This window comes from Blastopirellula sp. SH421 (genome assembly GCF_057808535.1).
On sequence record NZ_CM173712.1, the window covers coordinates 3108341 to 3133120 of the forward strand.

Annotated in this window: 24 protein-coding genes; 19 read left to right on the forward strand and 5 right to left on the reverse strand. The window is 56.1% G+C overall.

What is annotated here, in order from left to right:
- Window positions 1-2: 2 nt before the first annotated feature.
- From SH421x_RS13050 to SH421x_RS13120, 15 genes are all read left to right on the forward strand, one after another.
- A complete protein-coding gene (locus SH421x_RS13050; protein WP_488856143.1) occupies window positions 3-476 on the forward strand; it encodes a hypothetical protein in 474 nt (157 codons plus the stop codon).
- A 68-nt stretch (window positions 477-544) separates the two neighbouring features.
- A complete protein-coding gene (locus SH421x_RS13055; protein ID WP_488856144.1) occupies window positions 545-718 on the forward strand; it encodes a hypothetical protein in 174 nt (57 codons plus the stop codon).
- Between the two features lie 39 nt (window positions 719-757).
- Complete coding sequence (locus SH421x_RS13060) at window positions 758-1264, forward strand: hypothetical protein (protein ID WP_488856145.1); 507 nt, start codon at window positions 758-760, stop codon at window positions 1262-1264.
- 53 nt (window positions 1265-1317) lie between these two features.
- Complete coding sequence (locus SH421x_RS13065) at window positions 1318-1527, forward strand: hypothetical protein (RefSeq protein WP_488856147.1); 210 nt, start codon at window positions 1318-1320, stop codon at window positions 1525-1527.
- A gap of 2 nt (window positions 1528-1529) precedes the next feature.
- A complete protein-coding gene (locus tag SH421x_RS13070; protein ID WP_488856148.1) occupies window positions 1530-2075 on the forward strand; it encodes a hypothetical protein in 546 nt (181 codons plus the stop codon).
- The gene (locus SH421x_RS13075; protein ID WP_488856149.1) at window positions 2075-4114 is read left to right on the forward strand and encodes a phage tail tape measure protein; all 2040 of its coding nucleotides are present in this window, start codon (window positions 2075-2077) and stop codon (window positions 4112-4114) included. The genes SH421x_RS13070 and SH421x_RS13075 overlap by 1 nt, the downstream gene beginning before the upstream one ends.
- A gap of 20 nt (window positions 4115-4134) precedes the next feature.
- Entirely contained in the window at window positions 4135-4995 is an 861-nt protein-coding gene (locus tag SH421x_RS13080; protein ID WP_488856150.1) for a hypothetical protein, read from the forward strand.
- Between the two features lies 1 nt (window position 4996).
- Window positions 4997-6286: a hypothetical protein gene (locus SH421x_RS13085; RefSeq protein ID WP_488856152.1), complete on the forward strand. Its 1290-nt coding sequence runs from the start codon at window positions 4997-4999 to the stop codon at window positions 6284-6286.
- An 8-nt stretch (window positions 6287-6294) separates the two neighbouring features.
- The gene (locus tag SH421x_RS13090) at window positions 6295-6942 is read left to right on the forward strand and encodes a hypothetical protein (protein WP_488856154.1); all 648 of its coding nucleotides are present in this window, start codon (window positions 6295-6297) and stop codon (window positions 6940-6942) included.
- A 202-nt stretch (window positions 6943-7144) separates the two neighbouring features.
- A complete protein-coding gene (locus SH421x_RS13095; protein WP_488856156.1) occupies window positions 7145-7846 on the forward strand; it encodes a hypothetical protein in 702 nt (233 codons plus the stop codon).
- A 16-nt stretch (window positions 7847-7862) separates the two neighbouring features.
- Complete coding sequence (locus SH421x_RS13100) at window positions 7863-8780, forward strand: hypothetical protein (protein ID WP_488856157.1); 918 nt, start codon at window positions 7863-7865, stop codon at window positions 8778-8780.
- Window positions 8780-9289, forward strand: a complete 510-nt coding sequence (locus tag SH421x_RS13105; protein WP_488856158.1) for a hypothetical protein — start codon at window positions 8780-8782, stop codon at window positions 9287-9289. The genes SH421x_RS13100 and SH421x_RS13105 overlap by 1 nt, the downstream gene beginning before the upstream one ends.
- Entirely contained in the window at window positions 9289-11496 is a 2208-nt protein-coding gene (locus SH421x_RS13110; protein WP_488856159.1) for a hypothetical protein, read from the forward strand. Before SH421x_RS13105 ends, SH421x_RS13110 begins: the two co-directional genes overlap by 1 nt.
- A gap of 4 nt (window positions 11497-11500) precedes the next feature.
- Window positions 11501-11851: a hypothetical protein gene (locus tag SH421x_RS13115; RefSeq protein ID WP_488856160.1), complete on the forward strand. Its 351-nt coding sequence runs from the start codon at window positions 11501-11503 to the stop codon at window positions 11849-11851.
- Window positions 11826-12185 carry a hypothetical protein gene (locus SH421x_RS13120; RefSeq protein ID WP_488856161.1) on the forward strand — a complete coding sequence of 120 codons (360 nt, stop codon included), beginning with the start codon at window positions 11826-11828 and terminating at the stop codon, window positions 12183-12185. Before SH421x_RS13115 ends, SH421x_RS13120 begins: the two co-directional genes overlap by 26 nt.
- A gap of 10 nt (window positions 12186-12195) precedes the next feature.
- Here SH421x_RS13120 and SH421x_RS13125 read toward each other — a convergent pair whose 3' ends face one another.
- Window positions 12196-12945, reverse strand: a complete 750-nt coding sequence (locus tag SH421x_RS13125) for an Abi-alpha family protein (protein ID WP_488856163.1) — start codon at window positions 12943-12945, stop codon at window positions 12196-12198.
- A 170-nt stretch (window positions 12946-13115) separates the two neighbouring features.
- Between SH421x_RS13125 and SH421x_RS13130 the strand changes: the two genes are divergently transcribed.
- From SH421x_RS13130 to SH421x_RS13140, 3 genes are all read left to right on the forward strand, one after another.
- Window positions 13116-13874, forward strand: coding sequence for a DNA-methyltransferase (locus tag SH421x_RS13130; protein WP_488856165.1), 759 nt, complete (start codon window positions 13116-13118; stop codon window positions 13872-13874).
- 356 nt (window positions 13875-14230) lie between these two features.
- The gene (locus SH421x_RS13135) at window positions 14231-17371 is read left to right on the forward strand and encodes an HsdM family class I SAM-dependent methyltransferase (protein WP_488856167.1); all 3141 of its coding nucleotides are present in this window, start codon (window positions 14231-14233) and stop codon (window positions 17369-17371) included.
- A gap of 10 nt (window positions 17372-17381) precedes the next feature.
- A complete protein-coding gene (locus tag SH421x_RS13140) occupies window positions 17382-18041 on the forward strand; it encodes a hypothetical protein (protein ID WP_488856169.1) in 660 nt (219 codons plus the stop codon).
- Between the two features lie 174 nt (window positions 18042-18215).
- Here SH421x_RS13140 and SH421x_RS13145 read toward each other — a convergent pair whose 3' ends face one another.
- The 3 genes from SH421x_RS13145 to SH421x_RS13155 all read right to left on the reverse strand — a co-directional run bounded on the left by SH421x_RS13145 (window position 18216) and on the right by SH421x_RS13155 (window position 22206).
- On the reverse strand, window positions 18216-18683 hold the full coding sequence (locus tag SH421x_RS13145) for a hypothetical protein (RefSeq protein WP_488856171.1): 468 nt from the start codon (window positions 18681-18683) through the stop codon (window positions 18216-18218).
- A 432-nt stretch (window positions 18684-19115) separates the two neighbouring features.
- On the reverse strand, window positions 19116-19991 hold the full coding sequence (locus SH421x_RS13150; RefSeq protein ID WP_488856172.1) for a tyrosine-type recombinase/integrase: 876 nt from the start codon (window positions 19989-19991) through the stop codon (window positions 19116-19118).
- 910 nt (window positions 19992-20901) lie between these two features.
- Window positions 20902-22206, reverse strand: coding sequence for an IS1182 family transposase (locus tag SH421x_RS13155; RefSeq protein ID WP_488856174.1), 1305 nt, complete (start codon window positions 22204-22206; stop codon window positions 20902-20904).
- A 705-nt stretch (window positions 22207-22911) separates the two neighbouring features.
- Between SH421x_RS13155 and SH421x_RS13160 the strand changes: the two genes are divergently transcribed.
- Window positions 22912-23553: a DUF2726 domain-containing protein gene (locus SH421x_RS13160; protein ID WP_488856176.1), complete on the forward strand. Its 642-nt coding sequence runs from the start codon at window positions 22912-22914 to the stop codon at window positions 23551-23553.
- 277 nt (window positions 23554-23830) lie between these two features.
- Here SH421x_RS13160 and SH421x_RS13165 read toward each other — a convergent pair whose 3' ends face one another.
- Window positions 23831-24505 (reverse strand): hypothetical protein, encoded by a 675-nt coding sequence (locus SH421x_RS13165; protein ID WP_488856177.1) that lies wholly within the window; start codon window positions 24503-24505, stop codon window positions 23831-23833.
- Window positions 24506-24780: the final 275 nt, after the last annotated feature.

Genomic DNA, 24780 nt, shown 5'->3' on the forward strand with positions numbered 1-24780 from the left:
CGATGCCATTTGAATCCGATATCGAACTCGGAATGGAGTGCTACCTCTATCGCAACACCGGCACGCACGCCACGCCGGTCTGGGTGCACATGAAAGCGGCCAAAGACGTCGAAGTCCCCTTCTCCAAGGCGAAGGTCGAGGCGAAAGACCGCAATAGCAAATTCAATTTCAAGCGCGGCTCGTTCGTCGAGATCGGCCTGAACTTCAGCATGGACAAGTACTCGGTCAGCCTGGCCGACTACATCGTCCTGCTCGACTCGGCAGTCAACGGCACGCCGATCGAATTTTTCGCCGCCGATGGACCGGTCGCGACGCCAGGCACCGAAGGCTGGCGGGGCGTCTTTGAAGTCTTCGAGATCCCCGAGAAGCAAGAGCTCGAAGGGACCATCATGTTCGACGTCTCGTGCGACATCACGCGCACCGTCGAAGCAAGCGAAATCGTCGAGCCCGACTACTACACCGTCCCCGAAGCTTAATAGCCCGCGTTTCTACGCGGTTAGGGCGTTCCGCGTTGCGGATCCAACTTACTTTCAAGGAATGAACGATGAACGAAGCTCAAAAGCTAGTCCTCGAAACGCTCGATCAGGCGACCGCCGGCAAGAATCCGCAGGCGCTCTGCACTGTGAAAATGGGCGACATCCAAACGCTGTGCGAGTTGGCGAAAAAAGCCAACCCCGCCCCGATCGCGACCGCGGCGATCGTGCCGGAAAAGAAGTAATTCGCACAGGTCCACCCAACAGTAGCCAAGGAGCGGCGCGTGTGCACTTTTCAAGATGATCGAGATAGGACGTTTTGCCTGCGGGTGAACGTCGAATCTCTCAAAGAGATTAAGAAGAAGGTCGGCATTGATCTGCTAGTGCTGTTGGACGGCGATAACAAGCCGCTGACGCAGTTGGTCAGCCATCCGATCAAGTTCGTCAATGCCCTCTATTTGCTTTGCCAAGAAGACTGCGACGGCCAAGGGATCAGTGACGAGGAGTTTGGCCGCGGCTTGGGAGGGGACGCGATCGAGCGGGCGACCGACGCGTTTTTACAGGCGCTGATCGATTTTTTCCCGCGGAGCCAGCGGGCGCTGATGCGGGAGCTGCTGGCGAAGTCGGACGAAGCGGAGGCGAGGATGTTGGCGACGGGGATCGAGCGGCTGAATTCGCTGAAGATCAGCCAGCTTTTCGACGCCCTGGCCAATCAGGCGGAAGCGGACTTGGACGCGGAGATCGATCGTCAGATCGCAATCCGGACCGCTGGGAACAAACCTACCGGTTAGCGGCGGCGGCCGGCGTCGATCCGGCGACGTTTACGCTCCGCGAATTGGTTTGGATGGCCAACGAGCGGGCCAAGCAGAGTTGGGCGCAGACGGCGGCGCTGTTGGCGCTGCAGGCGAATATTAACCGCGATCCCAAGAAGCGGAGTCGGCCTTATTCGCCGGATGATTTTAACCCGATGGTCGAGCGGCGAGCTCGCCATCGCTCGGGGATCCGGATCTGTCGAGCGAATCGGGAGATCTTGCGGAAATTGCTAAAGGACTAGCGATGGCCGACTTTGGGCTGACGATGAACGTGACGAAAAACTTCTTCGATCGCAAGCATGTGATCGACGCGGTTGCTCGCGCGAACAAGCGCAATCTCAGCTACCACGCTGGTCTAGTCCGTAAGATCGCGCGGCGATCGCTGAAGCGAGTCAGCAAATCAGCCTCGAAGCGAGCCGCCAAGAAAGCCAAAGATGCTTGGCGCCGTGGTCAAACGTTTCGTGATCCCACCGTCAGCCAGCCCGGTCATCCGCCGAAGATTCATTCCAGTGGCAACATGAATCCCAAAAAGATCTTGTACGCGTACGAACCGCGCAATGAAACGGCCGTGGTCGGCCCGGTCCGGTTCAATACAAAATTCAACGCGGTCGAGACGCTAGAGCATGGCGGCCGCGTCCCAATCTATTCAGGCCGTCGCAGCAAGCGGCGGCTGGTTCGTCACGCGACGATCAAGGCGCGGCCTTTCATGCGGCCGGCCGAGGAAAAGAGCCGCCCCTATATGGCGCAGCGGTGGGCCAATAGCGTCCGTCCCATTCGGAGGTCCGTCTAATGGCCGCTGGTGGAATTCTTGCGGGACGCGCTTATGTGGCGCTGGGCGTCGTCGGCAATATCGATCGACCGCTGCGAGCTGCTCAGCAGCGCGTAACGGCGTTCGGAAATTCGGTCCAATCGCTCGGTCGAAAAATGCTCGGGGCTGGTCTGGGCGTTGGCGCTGCACTGGCGCCGGCGGCGATGACCTACGCCAACTTCGCCGATCAGATGTCGATCGTCGGCGCTGTGAGCGGCGCGACTGCGTCGGAGTTCGCCGCCCTAGAAAAACAAGCGGAAGATCTGGGGGCGACGACCAGCTTTATGGCCAAGGAAGTGGCCGGGGCTCAGGTGGAGCTGGCACGAGCTGGTTTTAATCCGCAAGAGATTCAAGACTCGACCGGGGCGATGCTGAACCTCGCTCGGGCGACGGCGTCGGAATTGCCGCGGGCGACCGAGATCGGCGCCGCGGCTCTGCGGTCGTTTCGCTTGGAATCGTCCGAGATGGGACGGGTTTCGGATGTGCTGGCGGCGGGCGCCAATAACTCGGCCCAAACGCTGGAGGATCTCGGCGAAGGCTTGAAGCCAGTTGCGCCGCTGGCGAAAGCGGCCGGGGCCTCGATCGAGGAAACTGTCGCCTCTTTGGCTGTGCTGGCGAACAACGGCATCAAGGGGAGCTTGGCGGGCAATGCACTGGCCCGCGCTTACAAAAACCTCTCCACGAATCTGGGCCAGAAAAAGTTAAAACAGCTCGGCGTCGATGCGGTCGGCGCGCAAGGCAACTTGCGACCGCTCTCGACGATTTTGGCCGAGCTGGACGTCGCCACGAAGTCGATGGGCTCGGCCGAACGTCTGGCGGCCTTCGACGCGCTGTTCGGCCGCGGCCAGGCGTCAGCGCTCAACCTGGCCGATCCGACGTCCAATCTGGACGACATGCTGACCAAGATCCAGGAGTCGTCTGGCCTGTCCGATAAACTCGCCAAGAAGATGGACGATAACCTCGGCGGCTCGTTTCGAATTTTGGCGTCGGCGATCGAGGCGGTCAACATCGCGATCGGTAAAGCGCTGAGCGGCGGCCTGCGTGAGGGAAGCAACTGGATCACCGAGCTGGCGGGCAAAACAAAAAAGTGGATTGGGGAGAACCAGGGTCTAGTAGTGACCATCACCAAGCTGGCCGGCGTGGTTGCCGTGACCGGAGCCGGCTTGATCTTATTCGGAGCGATCTTCACCGGCGTCGGCATGATCATCGGTGGGGTAGTCTCGATCATCACGGGATTGATGGGATTCTTAGGGATCGTTGGCGGCGCGACGGCCGCCATCTTTGCGGTGATCTTTTCCCCCCTGGGCCTGGCGGTGGTAGCGATCGCCGCGGTCGCCACAGCGGTGCTCTATCACAGTGGTGTGATGGGAGACACGATCGACTGGCTCAAAGAGAAATTCTCGTCACTCAGCGACGGCTTTGCGCCGGCGCTCGAGGGAATTGTGAAAGCCCTGCAAAACGGCGCCGTCGTCGCGGCCGCCAAGATCTTCTGGAGCCATCTGCGATTGGCGTTCGCCGAAGGGCTGGCGGCGATCAGCGGCGATAGCTCGGGGGTCGCCTGGGCTAAGGCGGATCTGGAAAAGCGGTTGAAAGGTATCGAGGCCTACGATCGCCAGGAAAAGAAGAGACGCGAAAAAGAGAAGTCCAATGCTGAGGCCCCGACGGCGCCGTTGACTGCCGAAGAAAAGCTGGCGATTGAAGCGGCGAAGCAAGCCGAGCAGGCTGCTGCGACGCGCGCGGAGATGCAGAAAATATTACGGGAGGCGTTAGAGCAAGGAGACGTAGCTGCGGACATACCGAACCTCTCAGGCGTAGGGGGCGAGCTAAATAAGTCGCTTGCTTTTTCGACCGGCACGTTTAGCGCCGATGTCGCTGGCCTGATTGGGCGACAGGCGCGACCGCTGGAAAAGATCGATGACAAGTTGGGCGGAATCGACGACAAGCTTGGCGGCATGGCCGACGACATGCAGCGGATGCGCGAGATCGCAGAAGATCAAGAAGGTCTAGGTTTTGGCGCGTAACGGACTGGAGTAAGGAAGCGATGGCAATTAGCGCTTGGGAAGTACCTGACAGCCGTGGCGGCAAAAATGCCGCCGGCGACGGCAAAGCGACTTCGCGCAAGCTCGACTGGATGGTGACCGGCACCAACAGCGAGAACGCCGCGATCGCCGCGGTCGGCTCGCTCGCGCCGGCGACCTACGCGACCGCAACCAAGACGCTGGTGATCGGCGATGTGACGCCGCGCTACTTGGGGCCCGAGATGTGGATGATCGGCGTCGACTACATCACGCTGGAGAAAAAAGACGAAGAAGAGGAAAAGCCGCCTGGTGAAGGGATTTTCAGTTGGGACACGACGGGCAACACCGAGCACATCACCGTGTCGCTGGAGACGATGGGAAAAGCAAAATTCCCACTAGTCGATCCGCCGCCTGACTTCATGCAGGCGATCGGCGTCAACGGAGACAGCGTCGACGGGGTCGAGATTGTTTCGTCGGGGCTGAAATTGCAGGTCGAATGGACGTTCGAGCAGGCGGCCATCACGAAGGGCTATATTCGCACGGTCCAAGGCCTGACCGGCAAGACGAATGACGCGGAGTTCCACGGCTGGCCTGCGGGGGAACTCTTGTTTTTGGGGGGCAATGGGAGACAGACGACAGCCGGCAAGGCAACGGCCACGTTCTATTTTTTGGCGGGCGAAAACGTCGACGAACTGGAACTACCGGCGTTTATGGAAAATGTCGAAGAAGGGGGTGGACCGTTGCCCAAGCAGGCGCACGACTATCTCTGGTTTTGGTTCAACAAAAAAGAAACGGACGGTTGGCTGGTAAGTACGGCCGACGCCGCGATCGTCGAACGAATTTACAAGCCCGGCGACTTCGCCGGCTTAGGAATTGGGACGTAACATGGGCGATGTAAGCAAAGGCCAGCCGCTGCGTGGCAACATTTCGGCGCGAGAATGGAACGGGGTGCGGAAGCTGCTCCGCGATAGCAACGGCAAGCAAACGGGCGGCGGTCCGCTCGACATGACGCAGCTCAACGGCCGGATCGAATGTTACGCCAAAAACATGTCGGGGACAGATGCGTTGGCCGGCGCGCCGATGGGGATTGTTTACCCGCAGAACCTCGCCTCACTCTACACGCGGTCGGATCAGATTCGAAGCCAGCCGTGGCTGCGATTGCAGCGGCCGCAACCAGGTCGAGAATTTACCTATGTCATCACCACCGAAAAAATCCCCAACGGCAAAGTCGGAAAGGTTGTACTGCGAGGGCTGTGTGTGGCGAGATTGCGCCGCATTGGGGAGAGTCTGACATTGCCTGCCGATCATCGCTTCGCAGCGCCTGACGTCAGCGACGGCAGCGATCGTACAGCAGTGATTCGCGCTGGTTTTGGGTTCGCCAAAATTCTGGGCGTGGTGGGGGAAGGTACTTTCGACGACGACGAGGAAAACCCTGATCCAGGTTATGACCTGGCCCTGCTAGATCTCGGCTGCTCGCAAGAGCCGCAGCTGATCCAGTTTCGGCTGACCGAGGACATGGGAGCGACGACGCCGAATCAGGCGTCCGCTACCTATATCCACCAAGGCATTGAGGGCGTACCAATCACCGTGAAGGATCCGCTTAACTTTTTTGCGACCGCGAAAGCGGGCGGTGCAGACGTGAACGCCGGGAATGGTTGGGGCATCCGAACTGGTGGGCTGCATTACACCGGCTTCGGTCCTGACAACGCCTGCTATGCGATCCAGATCGGTACGTACGCTTCATGGCGAAACACCTGGGGTAGCTCGGAGGGGAATTTTGCGAGCACCTGGTACCATCCTCCCACTCCCTTCGCCAGCAGCGTTAACTGGAACCCTTCAGGGGAGGCTACTTCGCAAGGGCCGCGGCTGCCGAAAGGGCACTTCCGCTACTCAATCTCATTCAACGTGAAGCCTGCCAACACGCCGCAGACCAATGTCGATTTTAGTTTTAGCCTGAGGCTAGGCACTACTAATTTCGCGGGGTTCCGGCAAACAGCGGTTAACCAAGATCATCGCGTCCGTTTTCATCACACCGGAATCTTGGAGAATATCGCCGACGGGACTATTTTCAATTTGCATCCGAGCTCAGGCAGTGGCGGGTCGGGAGAACCGCTGTTCTCCAGTTTTGATTTGACCTTTCAAAGTTTCGAAACAGGCCGCCTGTTCACTGGCTAGGAGCCTCTATGTCTCTCCTCATACACAACGCGATCAGCGGGTTTCGTCAGTCGCCGGCGAGCTGGAACGGCGTGCTCGAGCTGGCCGAAAAGCTGCGCGAGACACACTGCGATGGGGTGCGCAGCCGGGTCCATTACTACACGTGGCGGGACGACTGGGCCGCGATCGCCAACTATCACCTGGCCCTGGCCGAAAAGTATCGGACCGATCCGATTATTTTGGTGTACGCCTACAGCTGGGGAGGCGGCTGGGGCGCCATGCAGCTGGCGTCGCAGTTGCGTCGACGTGGCCTCAAGGTCCGCGTGATGGTGCTGAGCGATCCGGTCTATCGGCATCCGGTTTTTCTGTGGCGTTCGCTCTGTAATTGGTACTGGCCGATCTTCGGCGAGCCGCTGATTCGGGTGCCGGACAACGTGCGCGAGGTCCACTGGTTTCAGCAAATCCAAAACCGGCCGAGTGGTCACAAACTAATCAGCGCCTCGCGAACCAATGGCGCCATCATTCACCCGCCGGAACTACTGCGGCGCGATCATCAGTATATGGACGATGCGCCGCAGTTCCACGCTCTGGCGCTAGAAGAGGCGACGAAGATCTGCCTAGAAACCCAAGCAAGCCGGATTGAGAAAAGCGGAGAGCTGAAAGCGGAAAGCGGATGAAGAATGGAACACGGAGGGCACGGCTCTTAAGAGCACGGATTACACGGTGAAAAGAAACCAATATCTTTCTGAACCGTGTTTCTTACCGCGATCTTCCAGCCGTGTTTCCGAACCGTGTTCGATTTCTTCCTCCGCTCACCGGCGTTACGGCGCAAACGATTCAACCATCACCAATCACCACTAATTCGCCAAGGCAAGAAAAATGAGCGCGATTCTCTACACGAACGGACTGCATCAAATTAACTGGGCTTCGGCCGTGCTGCGGCTGATGCTCGAGCGCGATACGTCGACCTACGCGCCGAACCGCGATCACGACTTTTTGACGGCGTTTACTGGCGGGGGCGGCGTCGAATGTTCGGCGGCGAGCTACGCTCGGCAAACCTTGGGGAGCGCGGCCAAGTCGGTCAACGATACGCTTGACCAGGTGGAGTACGACGCGGCCGATGTGGCGTTCGGAAATCTGGAAGCGGGACAATTCGTCAAGGCGCAGCTGCTATATGCGCAGGTCGGCGGCGATGATACGACGCCGGAGGACGATATCTTGATCGCTTACGACGACGGCAAGATCGATGTTCGCTTGGCGGCCGATGCGGTGGAGACCGCGACCTTGATTTGGATCGAGCCCTTGGATGCGGGGCTCAACAGCGGCGCAGAGCTCGACTTTGGGGGCGGCGCGACTTGTGCTTTGTCGGCGCCGGCAATGCGTGGTGCTCGTTCGTTGGCGGTGACCGCGCTCGCCGCCGATGCGGACGCCGGCGATGTGGCGACCGGCGTGAAGACGACGGCGATCTTGCCGATCCCCGGCATGGATGTCATTGCCGTGCTGCAGAATGGCCCGGTCAACATCGTGATGCCGGCAACCGGACTGATCACGCTGGCGCAAAAGGGCATTTTTAACGCGTGAGAACGCGAGGCAAAAAATGGCACTAGGATTCGACGCACTTGTTTTCGCCCCGATTGGGGCGATTGGGACCGGGCCGGCGGTGCTGCCGTTGTCGGCGCTGACCGGCTATTTCTTGCCGCGTTCGGACAACATCGGCAAAGATATGTACTACGTCATCAAGCACGGCAACAACGTCGAAGTCGGCCTGGGGACGCTTGGCTTTTCGGAGCTGCAATTCAACGTGAGCCGCGGATTGATCCGCAGCACGACCGGCTCGCTGTTGAATGTGACGAGCGGTGCGACGATCGCCGTCGGCGATGTCGGGCCCGATGCGCTCGAGATCGTCAACATTTACGACCACGTGACCGACACGATCACGATCACCGATGTCGACACCGAATCGATCGCCGCCGAAGTGGCGGTGATTGATGACGCAACGATCGGCGGCGTGCAGCTGCCGGCAACGCCTGGGTCTGTGGGGCAATCGCTGGTGATGGTGGATGTGGACGAGGCGGATTGGGCGGCGACGTTTACGCCGGCATTCGGCCGCATGATTAACACGACCTCACAAACTGACCTGGGGGGCGAAGATGTCAAGCTGCAGTTCAGCGCCGCGAGTTTTGCCGTTGGGCTGACGGCTGACCTGACGAATCATCGATTCACGGCTTTGTCGGCGGGCTACTACGCTTGTGCAATCTCCGTGTTTACGAACATCGCCAGCCGGGTCGATCTATCGCTGGCCGTCAACGGGAGCGAGGTCGTAGGTTCGAAATCACGCACTGTCACCAACAATACGACCAATGCCAACGCCGATGGGCACACGAGCGACATCGTCTTTTTGGACGTGGGCGATTATGTCGAGGCATGGTTTTCGACCGCTGCCGTGTCTGGCAGCACCATTGCCACTGCCGGGCTCGAGCCCGTTTTCACGGCCCATAAGGTGAGTATTGACTAATGTCGGGAATCGCCAAAATCGAGAACGGAGTCGCGGTCCGCTGGGCGAAAATCCATGGCGACAAATGCCCTGCGTTCTTTGGCGCGGCCGCGATTCCGGATCCGTTGCCAGATGGTCTCATCTATGCCGATTCGTACGCCGCGGCAGTCACGCCGCGTCAATCCAAGCTGCTAGAGATCGCCGCCTGGTACGAAACGACCATCGCCGCCGGATACGATACCGGTCTGGGCTACGTGATGGCCATCAGCGAAAACGACCAACGTTACCTGATGGACAATCTCACGGGGCTACAAGCGGTCTATTCGCCAGCCGAGCAACTTTTGGCGTGGGACGCGCTAAAAGATCAAGAAGGCGGCGTCCATTTTCTCACGGTCGCCGACTCGATTGCAGTGCTGAAGGCAGGGTTTATCTACGTCCGCGGATTGCTGTCGAGCAAATTCGAATACGAAACGCTCGTCGCTCAGGGTTTCTACGATTTCACGCCTGGTCAGCCGATCGAGGGTGACTAATGGCCCTCCTCTCTGGCACGCTAATGGGCGCCGCTTTGATGGACCTGGTGGGGCAAACAACTACCAGGCCAGGTCCGCGACTGGAGCTGCACGGGCGAGTCGGTGAAGCTCGGCCGAAGATAGGCCAGGACGTTGAGCGGCCGCCGATCGAGACGGCGATCACACACACGCCCGCAAGCAGCCAGATCGAGCGAAATTTTTTTCCCGTCCACCAGGCGGTGAATGTCGCTGGCCGATGGACGATTGCCGGCGGCAGGCAATTATCCTTGCAACGAGCCAGCTGCGTGCAGCTGCGATCGAATCATGTGGACGCCGCGGCCGAGATCGCCGCCTGGTCGCAAGCCTGGCAAGCTGCTGCGCGATGGGCGCCACGATCCGGAGCAACGGCCGCGGCCGTGCAGCAATCACTCCACCAGGCGATTGCGGCTGCGTCGATCGACCACGGTAAGAGCTTGTTGCTGCGGTGGTCGATCGACGCAGCGTCTAGCCCGGGCCAGGTCACGATTGGTTCGGCGATCGTCGCCGGCGAGCTGGTCGACTGGATCCACTTGGCGGCGACGGAGCGAACTGCAGGCGTTCGACGTTCGCCGGCGCCCATTGCTTATTCGAACAGCCTGATCGCGGCGGCCTATGCTGCCGGAGCAGGCGTTTTGCCGACGCAAATCTACCTATTGTTCGATCGACTGCCGCTGCGCTGGGAAATCGAACGCGATGCGGCCTGGTTGGCATTGTGCGGCCGGCTGTCGGCGAAACCTGATGGGATCAGCACGATTCGGCCGATCTATTGGCCGCAGCTGCAGGCAGCCGCTGCGAGTTTCGTGGATGTGGTCGCCGGCGGCGGGCTTTCGCCCCGGTTCGATCTGCAAGCCGAAACACTTCCTGGAAGTGTACGCAACGGGCTGGATTGGGAACGACGGCCGCTGACGGCCGAGCAGGCCATTTACCTCGAGCTAGCCGGAGCAGCGATCGCCCGAGGCCTGGGCCTGAGCCAAATTCACGATCAGCGACAAATTACGCCGCAAACCGGCGCGAGGTCGCGCGTCGCCTGGTCGGCCGAAATGCGATTCGCTTTGGCGAACTGGTCGGCCGGCTCGATTTACTCGAGTACGCAATTGGCGATCGCCGCTCAGCAGCAGCAACGGCTCGGCCGCTATGGCGCGTCGCCGCTGCGAGCTGCGATCGCGGCGGCCCAATCGGTGCGGTCGATCACTCGCAGCGGCGTCGAAGTGGCGCCGCTGCGGCTGGCCCACCTGGTCGGCCGCCAGATGGGCCAATATCGGTCCGGATCGACGCGAGACGTCCAGTCGTTGTCGTTCTCGAGATCGTTGTCCAGTTCGATTTTTCGCTTTGGAGTTTCGGCGGCTGCCGCTCCGTTAGCGGGCGAGTACTTCTCGGCGTCGACGGCTCGCAGCGGCTCAGGAATTGCGCCGCAGCAGCTGGCCCAGCTGGTTGCCCACCAGGTGGACGTTTTTCAGGTTGGATCAACGCGATTGGTCCAGGAACTCCGCTGGTTTGAATCGTTGCCAGGATCGATATTTCGCTTCGGCATTTCGCCCGCTGCGTTGCGATTAGCGGGCGAGTATTTCACGACGTCGATGGCTCGCAGCGGCTCGCTCATCGTTCCGCTGCAGCTGGCCCAGCTGGTGGACCACCAGGAGAGCCAATATCGGTCCGGATCGACGCGAGACGTCCAGTCGTTGTCGTTCTCGAGATCGTTGTCCGGTTCGATTTTTCGCTTTGGCGTTTCAGCGGCTGCCGCTCAATTTGTCGGCGAGTACTTCACGCGCTCGACGGCTCACAGCGGCTTTCGTCGCTTGCCACAATCGCTCGCCCATCTGGTAGAGCTGCAGCGTATCAACTTCGACGCCGGCTGCCGGCGATTTGTCGCGCCGCTCGGTTACTCGAGCACGATCACCAATCCTCTCTACCGCTACGGCGTGACGGCGCAAGCAGCTCGGCAATTCCAATCGATGCGACTCGCCCAGGCAAGAATCGGGGCGCTGTTGATTGCGCCTCCGGAACTTTACTATACGCTGCGTGATGACCTGATCACTTACGAGATGCTCGATCGACTTGGCTGGTACGAGCTGCCGAGCGATTTGATTCAATTCGAGCTGCTGGATCGGTTTGGGCTGTACGAGCTGCCTAGCGATTTGATCTACTTCGAGCTGCTTGACCGTTTTCCGTGGTTCGAATTGCCAGAGTAGCACGATGGTTCGATTGCCCAATTCGATGGAAGATTATTCGCGTCGAAATTCACCGCGTGGCACTGGTCGCGATGCTTGGCCGCCCCAGGAGCTCGAATACGCGTACCAGACGAATCCGCTGATTGCGAGCTTCTGGAATTATTGGCGATCGCTGGAGGCTGATCAGCAAACTCCGCTCGCGTTCATTGATCTGCAGACAAAGATGATCAAGACTCTGGCCGAGCAAAACGCCGAGATTTTTAAAAAGTTGACCAATGTCGCCTGGCATCAGCCGCCACCGCCGATGATCTTCTGCGATTGCATGCGAGTTCACAAAAAGGAATCGACCGATGACCAAAGCGCTGGAGAGCTATAGCAAGAACGAACGCGAGGTGAAATCGTTCGTCGTCAATTGCCGCGGCGTGATGGATGTTGGCGAAACGATCGCCGCGATCGATAGCGAAAACATCACGCAGACCGATGCCGCCGGCGGCGAGATCGACGAAGCCGACAAGATCAGCTTCCAGGGCATTGTCGTCAATGATGCCGAGATCTGCCGCAACGGCAAACAGAAGGTGCTGATCGGGGAAGGGATCGTCGGGTTCTTCGTCGCCGGCAAGGCAAGCGTAGGGAAGTATCTGATTTCGATTCCGTTTGAGACGAGCGAAGGGCAGGATTTGGACGCGGAAATCGAGTTGACAATTCAATAGGGGCGATAACTCAATAAGATGGATAGTGGCGTTTGATCCCGTGGCGCTGGATATACACGTCAAGCTGAGAACGATCACCTATGGACCTACGGTAAAGTTCAAATCCTAGAGGCGTCAATGAAAATCGAAACTTATCTTGCTCGAAGCTCATGCCGCTCGTATTAGCCAATTCAAGAGTGACTAGATGGTTTAGCTCGAGGACGACGCGCTCCGGCTCGCATTCTGCTGTAACGGCTAACGTTTGATAGGTGAAGTGATAGATGTCGTCGATAGATTGTGCCCAACTCATTTCGGTGCCAACGACCAGACCGTTCACAATGCTAACGCTCGAAATGTTCTCACCAAACAACTTAAGTAATCTAGCTTGCACAGTTGTCAATTGCGATACGAAATGGATGTAGAGAGTGTTGCTGTCATCGTTGCCGCTTTCGCTGAACGACGAGGCAAGCAGCCCAGACCACATGTCTTGCAGGACGTGATCTTCAATCCAGGATCCCTTTTCCATTACCTCGTAGCAGATTCTGGGTGAAATGGCTTCGGACTCGACTTTCCCAGCTAAAAGAATCTCCTGCGTTCTTTCGACTAGTCTTACTAAATTTCGAATTCTGTAGTGATAGGCGAAGTCACCTAGCATCTGACCGCCGTGCTCAAATACCGGACCAAGAGCTTTGCTCGCAAATTCCGAAATGGTTTTAATGGCGGGAGCCAGAGCATCGGCGCCTTTTTCGACCGCACCCTCGTAAGGATAATTTCCTGCCATCGCAATCTCCAATTCTTCAGTGGGGAACGGTTCGCCAGGGCCAATTATATTCGCCCGATTCCAGATCTGGAACGATTATTTGAAAGTCGCCTTTGGCAACTTGCATCCGCCACGCAATCGAGCGACGTTTCCCTTCGCGCCAGTGTTCTACAGCGAGAAGGATTTCGATTATGCGAACGGTTTACAGCGGCGGCAATGTGCGATTGATGCAAGGCGATTGCTTGGCGGTCCTGCCCAAGCTCGCGCAGAAGGGGGAAAAGTTTCATGCGATCATCACCGATCCGCCCTACTCCAGCGGCGGCTTGCACATGTCGACCAAGTCGGCCTCGACCAGCAAGAAGTATCAATCGAGCGACGCGAAGAAGGTCCATCCAAACTTTCTCGGCGACAATCGCGATCAGCGGTCTTACCTGGCCTGGTCAACGATGTGGCTTTCGCACTGCTATGACTTGTTGGTCGATCGGGGCGTGATCTGCCTGTTTAGCGATTGGCGTCAATTGCCCACCGTGAGCGATGCGCTGCAAGGCGCCGGTTTCATCTGGCAAGGGGTGGCCAGCTGGGACAAGGTCAACGCTCGGCCGAAGATGGGCGGCTTGCGGCAGCAATGCGAATTCATTGTCTGGGGGACCAAAGGTAAATCGGCCGGTGTGGGCCAGTGCTTGCCAGGCTCGTTCCGCGTGTCGCTAGTGAGCGGCGCCAAGCGGGTGCACGCGGCGCAAAAGCCAGTCGAGCTGATCGAAGAGATCTGCCGAGTTGCGCTGCATCACGAGCGACCGCGTGTGCTGGATCCGTTCGCCGGAAGTGCGACGACATTGATCGCCGCACGCAATCGCGGCATTGAGGCGGTCGGCATCGAGCAGAGCCCAGAGATCGCCACGATCGCCGCCGATCGCTTACGCAGCGAGCCAGCGGCCCAAGCGACCGCATAAGCGGCCGAGTCGAGGCCAGCGGGTGGTGGTCGTCAGGCAACCACCACCTGCGGGGTGGGGTATCGCCGACCGGGGGCGCCCCCCGGTCTTAGGTTCTTCCCAGGCGAGCGAACGCGCGACCCCCGCGGGAACAGTCGAAAAATTGAAGTCTGTTTCTTTCTGTGGCCGGCCGGCACCATTCCCAATTTATTCAATAAAAATTGCGCAATGCGTTACGCGTGACCAAACGTGACCGCGAAAATCGCAAACTGGACCTACTCAGTATCGCGGCTCAAAAAAGAGCTGTTAAACTACTGGACTGATGCTCCCCGCCGCCCCTTTCCGAATCGCTCTTACTTCTATCTCCTAGGCAAGTTATGAACGTAACGGAACTGCTTCAGGGTTTGCAGTATCCGACTTCCCCCAATTTTATTGATGGCGAAAATCTTGAAGGTTTTAGCGACGTCGCGGACTATTCTCATGTTCTTAGACGTGCAAAAGATAGCCTGAATCTAAGGGGGGTATATACGCTTCGCCAATCCGAAGGCAATTTTTGCGACAGCGTTGTTCCAGTCGTATATGTCTGCGAGACGTCGAGCGAAGCGGAAGCTAGTCGAATTCACAAACAGGTTTGGAATCAGAACATTGTTCCTTTTCTGATTCTGGTTTCTCCCGCTGGCATGCGACTCTATTCCGGATTTCGCTACGATGGAAATGACTCCTCGACCAATGGGGGGGTCCTTCGTATAGCTCGCGACCTAAATTCGGCACTCGCGGTGCTATCTTCGTTTCAAGCAACGAAGATCGATGATGGAACAATATGGGAGGAGTGGGGCAAAAATGTTACGCCAGAAACACGGGTCGACTGGAAGCTGCTAAGTCATCTGAATGACTTAGATCGGTGGTTGCAGTTCGAGGGAAGTCTTACGTCAGACGCTTCTCACTCCTTAATTGGAAAATACGTCTATCTCCGATATTTGCGTGATCGCGATATCCTTTCGGATCGCCGACTTGCCGAATGGGGACTACGCCATAATGAAATTTTCAGCCGAAACGCATCATTGAGAGCGTTTAATCGCGTCACGGATGAAGTGGATCGGTGGCTGAACGGATCAGTTTTTCCGCTTCCAACGGAAAAAGAATCTCAACCCGAACTACAACACGTCCAGAAAGTAGCTGGAACGTTTTCCGGAGATGATCCTCAATCTCGTCAGCTCTCTCTTAGCTTTGAAGCGTACGATTTCTCCTTTATCCCGATTGAAACGCTTTCTGTTATTTACGAGCAATTTCTGCACTCTCCGAACGGTAATGGGAAGCCGACCAAAGGACGTCAAGAAGGCGCATACTATACGCCAATTCCCGTCGTAAACTTCATGCTTGAGGAACTCGATGCAATCGCGCCGTTGAAAGAAGGCATGACGACTCTTGACCCGGCGTGCGGATCCGGAGCATTTTTGGTTCAGTGCTACCGTAGGATTATCGAGCAGGATAGTGAATTCATACCCGGCCAACCTATGCGCCCGAAGCGGTTGAGATCGCTTCTGGAAAAGCACATTTTTGGAATTGACCGCGATCCCCAGGCCTGTCGCGTTGCTGAACTCAGTTTGTGCCTAACGCTGCTTGACTATGTCGATCCGCCTGATCTGATGCGATATTCAACCTTTCAGCTTCCTTGCCTTCATGGTCAGAACATTTTCTGTGGAGATTTTTTTGATCTAGAATCTGACTGGCGCGCAAAACTCACCGGAACACGCTTTGATCGAATTGTGGGCAATCCGCCGTGGGTGGAACTGACGACTAGCAGATTGAAACCGGAAGATAGCCATGCTTGGAAATGGATTTGCACTGCAAACGAAACTGGACGGCCTACAGGGGGAAATCAAGTCGCAGAAGCTTTCGCATGGGAGGTTGTAAACTGGTGTCACGATTTTGGGGTGATCGCTCTATTGCTGCCGGCAATGACGCTGTTCAAGTCTGAATCGAGTGCATTTCGATCGACATTTTTACAGTCTCATCAACTCATTAGCGTCGCCAATTTCTCCAATTTCGCGGACGTTTTATTCCCTGGCCATCGCTACGTCCGGGGACATCGAAAGGAAATTGTACGACCAAGACGGCCAGCGGCCGCGATTTTCTATAGCCCGCTTCCAAAAGACAGTGATGTCATTCCGGTCTATTCACCTTTTGTTGTCGATCATGAATCTAGTAGATCACGACAATCCAATCGGCGAAAAGACGCATGGAATATGATTGTTGATCGATCGAGAATTAGCTATGTCGATCACGAAAGGGCCACAAAAGGTGATGCGTTGCCTTGGAAGGTTGCAATGTGGGGAAGCGAGCACGATTTGCAATTTCTGAATCGGATGGAGAGAAAGTACTCTAGCAAAACATTTAGCAATCTATGCCAACGACACGCGTTGTCGCTGACTCAAGGAATTGAACTTCGAACTGTTAATGACGGAGAAGAGGTTGATCCGATACCTGAAGTCGCCGGGCAACTTAAGCTCGAGATGAGTAACCTGAAAAACTGTGGGAAGATCTTCGCACTACCGCGAAAGTCGCTTGCAATTATCTCAAAAGCAGAGGCGTTTGTTCGCAAAGGTCGAGGCGCAATTCCTCTTTCCATTTGTAAACCGCCGCACGTCATCGTTGACAAGGCACGCCGATTTGCAGTCTATGAGGATCGGTTTATCGCAGTTCCACCTCGACAGATTGGATTGTCTGGCACCGCGAAAGATCGAAAACTTTTAAAGGCAATTGCGTTGTTTTTGGTTTCCGATTTTGCGGTGTATCACCAGTTCTTCCTGACGCCTGAATGGGGTGTTTCTACTTCGATCTCAACTCTCAATACGCTTAAACAAATTCCGGCACCGCTTGATGACCTGGAAGAACAAGATCTGAAAGAATGGGAGAATATTCAAGATCAACTCATTGCAATAGACTCCAAAGTCCAGGAGCCAATGTCGAAGACTCCCAAATTGACTATTCGAGATGAGTTAATTGCGGAAATAAACGATCGAGTGGGCCGACTGCTGGGACTTCGCAAACATGAGCGATGCTTGATCTCCGACTTCGTGCACATTCGCATGCAACTTTTAAAGGGAAAAGTTACAGAGGACGTAATTCGTAAGCCGAGCCAATCGGAAATTTCGTCATATAGCAAAATGCTTCGCGATGAGCTTGATGATTTCTTGGCAGACCAAAAAGGCTTGCGACATAAGATCGTCGTCGCAAACGATGATCGTAGCGCAATGATTGAAATTAGGCTTCTGAAAAACACACATCGTGCGATGCCGCCACTTATCCTGGAAGCCGATGGTCCCCTCGCCTGGGAATTCAGACAAATTCGGAATCACCTAACTGAAAATCACCGACAGTGGATTTACTTTGACCGGAATCTTCGAATCTACGATGGCCGGACGATATATCTGTTTAAGCCATTGTCAAGGCTTCACTGGACGGAAAGCCAAGCCCTGAAGGACGCAAGCACAATCATCGCCGAAACGCTTTCATAGGATGTCAGTTGTGGCCATATCATCGCTTCCTTCTTCAAACGGCCTGCCTGGCAATCGCGATGTATTCGCGGTAAGTTTCTTGCGCAAAGCACACATAATCCTAGAGCAAGGTTATGGTTTGCTTGTCCCGGCCGACTTCGCTCAGAGCGAGGAGGAAGACATAACAGGTGAATTGACGCGTTGTATGCAAGACGCGTTGCAAAAAGACGATGCCCCAAATTGGTTTGGTCATTTCTGGGTTACTGACGAAAAGAGAATTTCTTCATCCGGCCGAATGGGTAAGCGTCGAAAACGAGTCGATATCGAAATTATTCAATGTAGAATAGGCAAGCGGCCATATTTGCAATTTGAAGCCAAGCGACTTCGAACTAACCACGATATCTCGGTTTACCTGGGCGCGGAAGGGTTAGGTTGCTTTCTTGACGGACGGTATGCATCGGATGCAAAGACAGTCGGAATGCTGGGCTATATCCAGCTAGGAAACATTTCGGACCATGCGGGCACGATTTCGAGCACCCTTTCTAATGCACCCGATTTATACGGTGTGATTTCAAATGAGTGGAAATCGATCAATTTATCGAATCAATTAACGACCTATGTCACCGAACATTCTCGAAAGAATTCACTTCCGTCGGTTGCGGTACTTCACACCTTGCTGATGTTTTGCTGAATTCTTAGTTCAGCCCTCTAGATCACCAAAGTATTGGACGGTCGATCCGACTGTCGCATGTTCCGCGTCACACTCAATCGCTACGAGATCTCACGCCAGATTCGCGATCCTCCTGAGCCACCTGATCGTCTTGCCGTCCGCTGCCTCGGAATATGCGCCGCTTTGTATTGGTGCTCATAGCTCATGCCGATTTCTCCATTCGACCCAAGTCCAAGCAAGGCCGCGTTCAACGCCAGGCAGCCAGAGCGTCGATTCGTCGATAGGAATGTACCGCATGACGGCGCACCAGGGAACGGAGTTTGGCATTCGCGGAAGGGGCAGGTCGTCTGCGCGATAACCGGGCTGATCGCCAAGCCGTAGGAAATCCCTTTCGATGAACTGCCACAGTTTACGGCCGTCTGTCTCATTGTCGGCAGTGACGATTTTCGACACACAGCGTCGGACGTTGTCATCATCACGCGCGATGGTAGCGATCAGCCCAAAGTTCGGCCGGTTGATATCGACGGAGTAGTCAGGAAAAGAGGGCACATCATGCCAACCATCGTCGAACAAGATCGGCCGTAGCGCGTCGACCATCTCGTCTCGTATCTCATTCCGGGGGCAGTACTGCTCCAGGCCGAGGTTCATCGTGTAATAGTTCATCGTCATCTCGCCGATTTGCAGTCGGTTTGTAGGTCAACGCAAAACGTTCTATCTCATTTCGGCTCCGACGCAATAGTTTCGCGCAACGCCCGCAAAAGTTCTCAATTCCGGCCGATCGCTCCAGAGTTTCGCCCAAAACGCCCACTCGGGAAAACACGACTCCAATTTGGCTACCGGAGTGCCACTCCGGTAGCCGGCATTTTCGCAAGGTTTCTCAGTTTAGGAGTTTATGACATAGTCCTCACTCCGGCCCAATTCGGCAAGAAAATCAAGGCGGTTAGGCCATTCGCCTAACGACCTAACAAGTAAAAAGCCGGCGTCGACGCGTTTGCGCCAGTGCTTCCGAAGTTGCACATTCGGTCCAACCATTGGACCTCACGCGCCAACGCCAGCCTCCGGTCCTGCCCGGATTTTTTGCGTGGCCTGCGGCCGTTAGGCGCCGCGAAGTCGTGGCAAGAGAATGTGGCTCGGCGTATGCTCGACGATTGACGGGTCGAGATAGCTCTGCTGCGTCAGCTTTGCCGAAGAATGACGCAAAGCGTAGGTAGCGTCGCCGCCGGCGGCTTTCAGGTGAGAGGCGAACGATTTTCGCATGCGATGAGGCTTGCTCTTGGCGTCACTTGGCAAGCCGGCGCGAACCAAAATTCGATCGTAGTGGTTGTAAAACGTGCTTTCGTGATACGGCCAGGGAAAGATCTCTTTGTGGATCGGTCGCTTCTGCTGGATAAGTAGGCTCATCAGCTCTGGCGATAGGACGTAGAGCATGTCTTGGTGCTTTCCTTTGCGGACCTCGGCCGGGACGCTTATGATTCGAGACGTCTGTTCGACGTCCTTCCACGCCGCCTTCCGCGTTGCGCCAATTCGCTCGCCGGTTTCCCAAAGAAAGAAATGCAGGTTTTGCCACCAGGCGGGTGCAGGGATGCCGGCGAGCTCCCCCTGCTCTTTCGCGCACGATGTGAGCAGCTTTTCGAGTTGCTCGATTGTCCAGGCGCGTGGGGTTTGCTTTGGCTCGGGAACGCTTCGAAACGTTGGCCAATCTTCGACGATACGCTTGCGAGCGCACCAGCTCCAGATTGCTCGCAAATAGCCAAGACGCTGATTGACCGTTGGCGGCTTCAGCGGCCGTGAAAGCATCCAACGTGCAAACCGCATCGCCAAGTCGTCGCTTAAGTCTTGGACGCCGCACGGCCGGCCAAGCATGGCGTCGAGCTGGTCCAACATGATGCGGTAATGCTTTTCGGTGCTGGGCGAATTGATACGCAGATTCTGAGGAAGGTAGCGGTCGGTGTAGATCTTTCGGAGTGTCATCGGGATACCTCTGCAGGGAGCTAATTCGGGGCTAAATCTTCTTAGCCCACGTTGGCGGTCCGTCAAAAAAACGGCCTTCCTGCCGATCCTTAGGTGATACATCCGAAACAAGCCGCATAAGCCTGTCGAATGGGATATCGCCCACTCCAAAATGGCGGCTTGCGAGCAATCGTAGGCCGCTTTTTTTGTGCGCCTTTGTTCGCTGTCCGGGTGGGGGCAGAATGTCATATATCTACCGGAAAGAGCGCCGGATTGCTGCTCTTTTCTTGGTTCGTGATTTCAGCTTTCGACTGGACTGGACCGGACCGTTTTTTTTGCGTTGTGAGTTTTCTTCGTAGCCCGAATGCGCGAGCGAGGGAAATTTGGTTGCGAGTCAATCACGAATGTCGAAACCAGAATGTCGAATGAATGACGAGGCACGAATAACGAACCACCTCGCGGGTAAATCTCTTCGCAGGAGACATTCATCATTGGCTTCTCCAAGTGGACCGGACCGCCCACGCTGTTTTTTCTGGCAAACCTCTCATTTTGCCTGGGTGTTAATTTGGAGAATGCGTTTCGAGCTTCGGGCGCCACGAGCAACGGCCTTGCGCTGCCATAAACTTGGTCACTAAACGTCAGAAGTCGTTTGTAGCAAAACGATTACCTCTTGAACCCTCGTCCCGGACCGCACCGTTATTTTCCCCAAGCGGCCGAGCGGACTGGGCCACTCTGTTTTTTTCTAACCGGTCGGGTGGACTGAGATTGTGAGTTTATCCAACGCCGTCACCATCGCCTTTCGCCGCGCGGGCGTTTTTCGTTTTTTAGCGGCTGGTTGGTCGCTCGATTTTCGGTCGCTATTTTCTGGAGTGGATCGCGGCGGTCCGTTCGGGGGCGGGTCGCTTGGTTCCGCTCTGCTTGGTGCTCCTTTTTAGGCCGGTTTTAGGATTCCCAGACTCAGCATCCTCATGAAGTTGTAGGTGATGACGTACCATAGCGTCGCCGCTTGGACTTTTTCTCGGCCGCGAACTCGAAACTGCTGCAGGCCCCGGTTGCGGCATTCGGCGTTGGGGAATTCAGCGATCGAGGGGCGTTGTTTTAGCCGGGCCTGGGCCTCTTCCGTTTTCATTCGTTTGCGGAACGCGGCCATTTCGTTGTTGTCCTCTTTGCGGCGTGCGTACGGGTCGCCCCCTCGCTTTTCGATCTGCTCGACATAAGTCATCGGAGCCGTCACTTGACTGCCGGCTTGCTCGACCGCCGTGATTCCTCCCCGGGTCGCGAACCCGCCGTCAACGATGTAATGCTGGGGAGTTTTGTCATAACGCTCGCAGAGGTTTTCATGCATCGGCTGCATCTGATGACCATCGCTGCCGTTGTTGCTAACGTCCACGCCAACGATCAGACGCGTCTCGGCATCGGTCGCGAATTGCACGTTATAGGCCGGACGAAATCCGCCCCCGGCCATCTTCATGTTGCGTGCTTCCGGGTCGGTCGTACTGCAGCGCGCCTCTTTGCGCTTCTTTTTATTCTGCTGATCTTTTTGTTTCTGCAGTTCCGGCAATTCTTCCAAGGCTTTGTTCACCCGGTCCAAAAGTTCGCGCGCCGCCCGCTCTTGCGCCGCCTTGCGGCGAGCGTCGCTAACGCCGTTATCCGAATTGTCGTCGCTTTCGTCACGCAGCTTTTGCACTTGCGCCGCCGCTTCCTCACGGCATTTTTCCAGCGTCTGCTGACGAAAGAACGAGCTGGTGCCGGCGCTGGCCCGCACTCGCATGCCGTCTTGAGCAACCGTTTCCAGCGTGACAATATTCTGGTGCAGCAGCGTCGCAATCGTGTCAGTCAGCAATTCATCGAGGAACTCGCCATGCATCGTACGAAAGTCTGCCAGCAGGTGATAATTGACGCCGACATCGCCGCAAATCCACAAGTAAGCCAAGTCGCGCGTACACAGTCGAGCCACATGTCGAGCGCTGCTGATCCCTTCAATAATGGCGAACATCCACAACGCCATCAAGATTTTTGGATCAACGGCATCGCGTCCGGCCGATCCTTCGACGACGCGAATCTTCTGATACAACGGCGTCAGATCGAGCGAATCGACATACGCCCAAACCGCCCGGACGCGATGATCCCGCGGAATCATCTGATCCAACGAAGCATCCCGAAACTGAACTTGAAACCGCTCCGGCCGCTTCACGCGCACCCGAGAAACGTCTGGTTGTGAGTTTGAATTATCCATCCCCCCGTTTTAGCGCCGCGATTTTGTGTCGCCAAGCCGGGTTGGAAAAAATCACAGCCTCACTGGACCACTGTGTTTTTTTCCAAGCGGCTGAGTGGACTGGACCATCGTGTTTTTTTCTAAGCGGTCGGGTGGACTGGACCATCGTGTTTTTTTCTAAGCGGTCGGGTGGACTGGGCCGCGCTCCTATTTCGTCGAAATTCCCTCCTGTTGTCTAGATGTTAATTTGGGTGATATGGCTGCGACCCAGGCGAAATGTCGCCCCCGTCCATTTTCAGCGTGCACGTTGAACCTACCAAACCCCCCGATGATTAATCCCTCGCCGCGATCTCTGCTTTCTGGCTTGAACTTCGCAGTTAAGTGTGAGCATATTGTAAGCAAAGACTGGTACTTATTCAAGGCGAAATAAAAGCCCCGCCGCCCGGATCTCCAGAGAACGATGTCAATTGATCCGGGGACTTGGGGGAGCAACCCTGGCAGCATCCATCGCGATGCTCTTTCTGGCCTCAAGTGCTGGACCCGCGGCACGTCGGCTGCCGGACGACGCTGCTGCTGGGATTTGGTCCTCCTTGAAAGAATCCCCTCGCAATTGTGGTTTGCAGCGGCTACCTTGGCCGGGGACCCGGTGAGCCAGCACGGCACGGCCACCGCAGCGAATTTCAGCAGCCAACTTTTTACGCGACGCAGGTCACCGCGAATTGCCCCATGAGCGAACGTCCCGTTGGTTGCCTGACGATGATTCTGCGGCTGTTCGGAATCGATCTCGCCGCGATGGCCGAGCCGGTCGATGCAGGCCATCCGTTGCCGTATCGCGTGCGCGATGATTTTCTCTCGCCGGCCGAACTGTCGTTCTATCACGTCCTGCGGCAAGCGGTCGGCGGCGACGTTACGATCCTGGCCAAGGTCAATCTGGCCGATCTGTTGTTTGTGCCTGGTCAGGGGAGCGTCGCCTATCGCAACAAGATCGACCGCAAGCATGTCGACTTCGTCCTGTGCGATCCAGCGACGATGCGCCCCCAATGCGCCGTCGAGCTGGACGACCGCAGCCACCGCCGCGCCGATCGACAACAGCGAGACCAATTGGTCGACGCCGCCTGCACAGCCGCCGGCCTACGACTCCTACGCATCCCCGCCAGCCGAGGCTATTCGCCGACAGAGCTTCGGCAGTTAGTAAGCGGCGGAGCAGTCGCCAAGCAGCCACCGCAACCGCCTGCCAGAACACCAATCTGCCCCAAGTGCAACATCCCTATGATCGAGCGCAAAGCAACCCGCGGAGCGAACGCGGGAAAGGTGTTTTGGGGCTGTGTGAACTATCCGAAGTGCCGGGAAGTTTGTGACGTGAGGTGAGGTGAGATGCGCTGTGAAGTGACGAATGGTGTGGCACTGGCCAGAGCCAGTGCTCTTTCTTTTGAGTCAAGCAAAATTGCACACCAAGATAGGGCCAGATCCGTTTGTTGCTTCCAGTGAAGACACTGGCTGAAGGCCGGTGCTACACCGCCTTCGTTGGTGGCAAATCGAGCGTGGGCAAGTATCTGATTTCGATTCCGTTCGAGACGAACGAAGCGCAGGATCTAGATGCCGAAATTGAGATTTCGATCATTGGATAATTAGGTAAGCTTAAAGCTTAGGACTCCGAAGTGATCAACCGGTTTTGCATGATCGACTTGCGAATTTCAAGGAGGCCGACGAATGCCACTGCCGATCCAACAAAAAACATTCTCTCTTGAGAATCAAAACACCCGGTCGGGAGTTTCCAGTCCCGAAGTAGATCCTGTACTCCCTCATTGCCTCGGTGATTTCTCGCCACTTCGACAGCCCCTTTCGCCAAGCCTAAAACAAATGCGACGCGGAACACTATTCCATTTCCAGCTGTCTGCAGGAGCAGATTTAACTCCTCTTCTAGGATTTTGATCACTTCGGAGCTGTGCGCAGCAGTAACTCGCATTTTATTAAACTTCGATAAAATTGCAGCTTCTTCTTTTGATATTACTCCAAGTCCTCTGGCGACTTTTACACGAGACGAGAAGCCTTGAAGCGGGGCATGCACACCACTGAAAATCTCATTTCGCTCTTTCTTTGTCATCGGGGGGTCACACTGCGAGTCAAATACCATGCCGAGCATATGTGCCAAAATTAAGTCCATGGTTGTTTGTGCCAAGATTAGGCAGCCTCGATCCGACTCTAAAAAGAGCCGTGACGCGAGATCGTGAAGAGGCGCTTTAAGGCCTTCTAAGATTGCATCGATCAATTCTTTGTCGCTATCAGTAACCATCGCCCATGCGTCAAATGCCTTGCTCATCTGAGTTTCATGCTTATACAAGGGTTACCGATCCGGTGAAAGAAACACTGAAGAACATGGTAGATGCACCAAGGTTGCTTGAATAGTTCCAGAGCTAGAACGATTCACGCAAATTGATCGGCAGTGACTTGCGTTCGCACGTCAATCGAGAGACGTTTTCCTTCGCGCCAGTGCTCATCAAAGCGAAGGATTTCGATTATGCGAACGGTTTATAGCGGCGGCAACGTGCGATTGACTCAAGGCACCTAGGCGAAGGCGGGAAAGGTTTTTTTGGG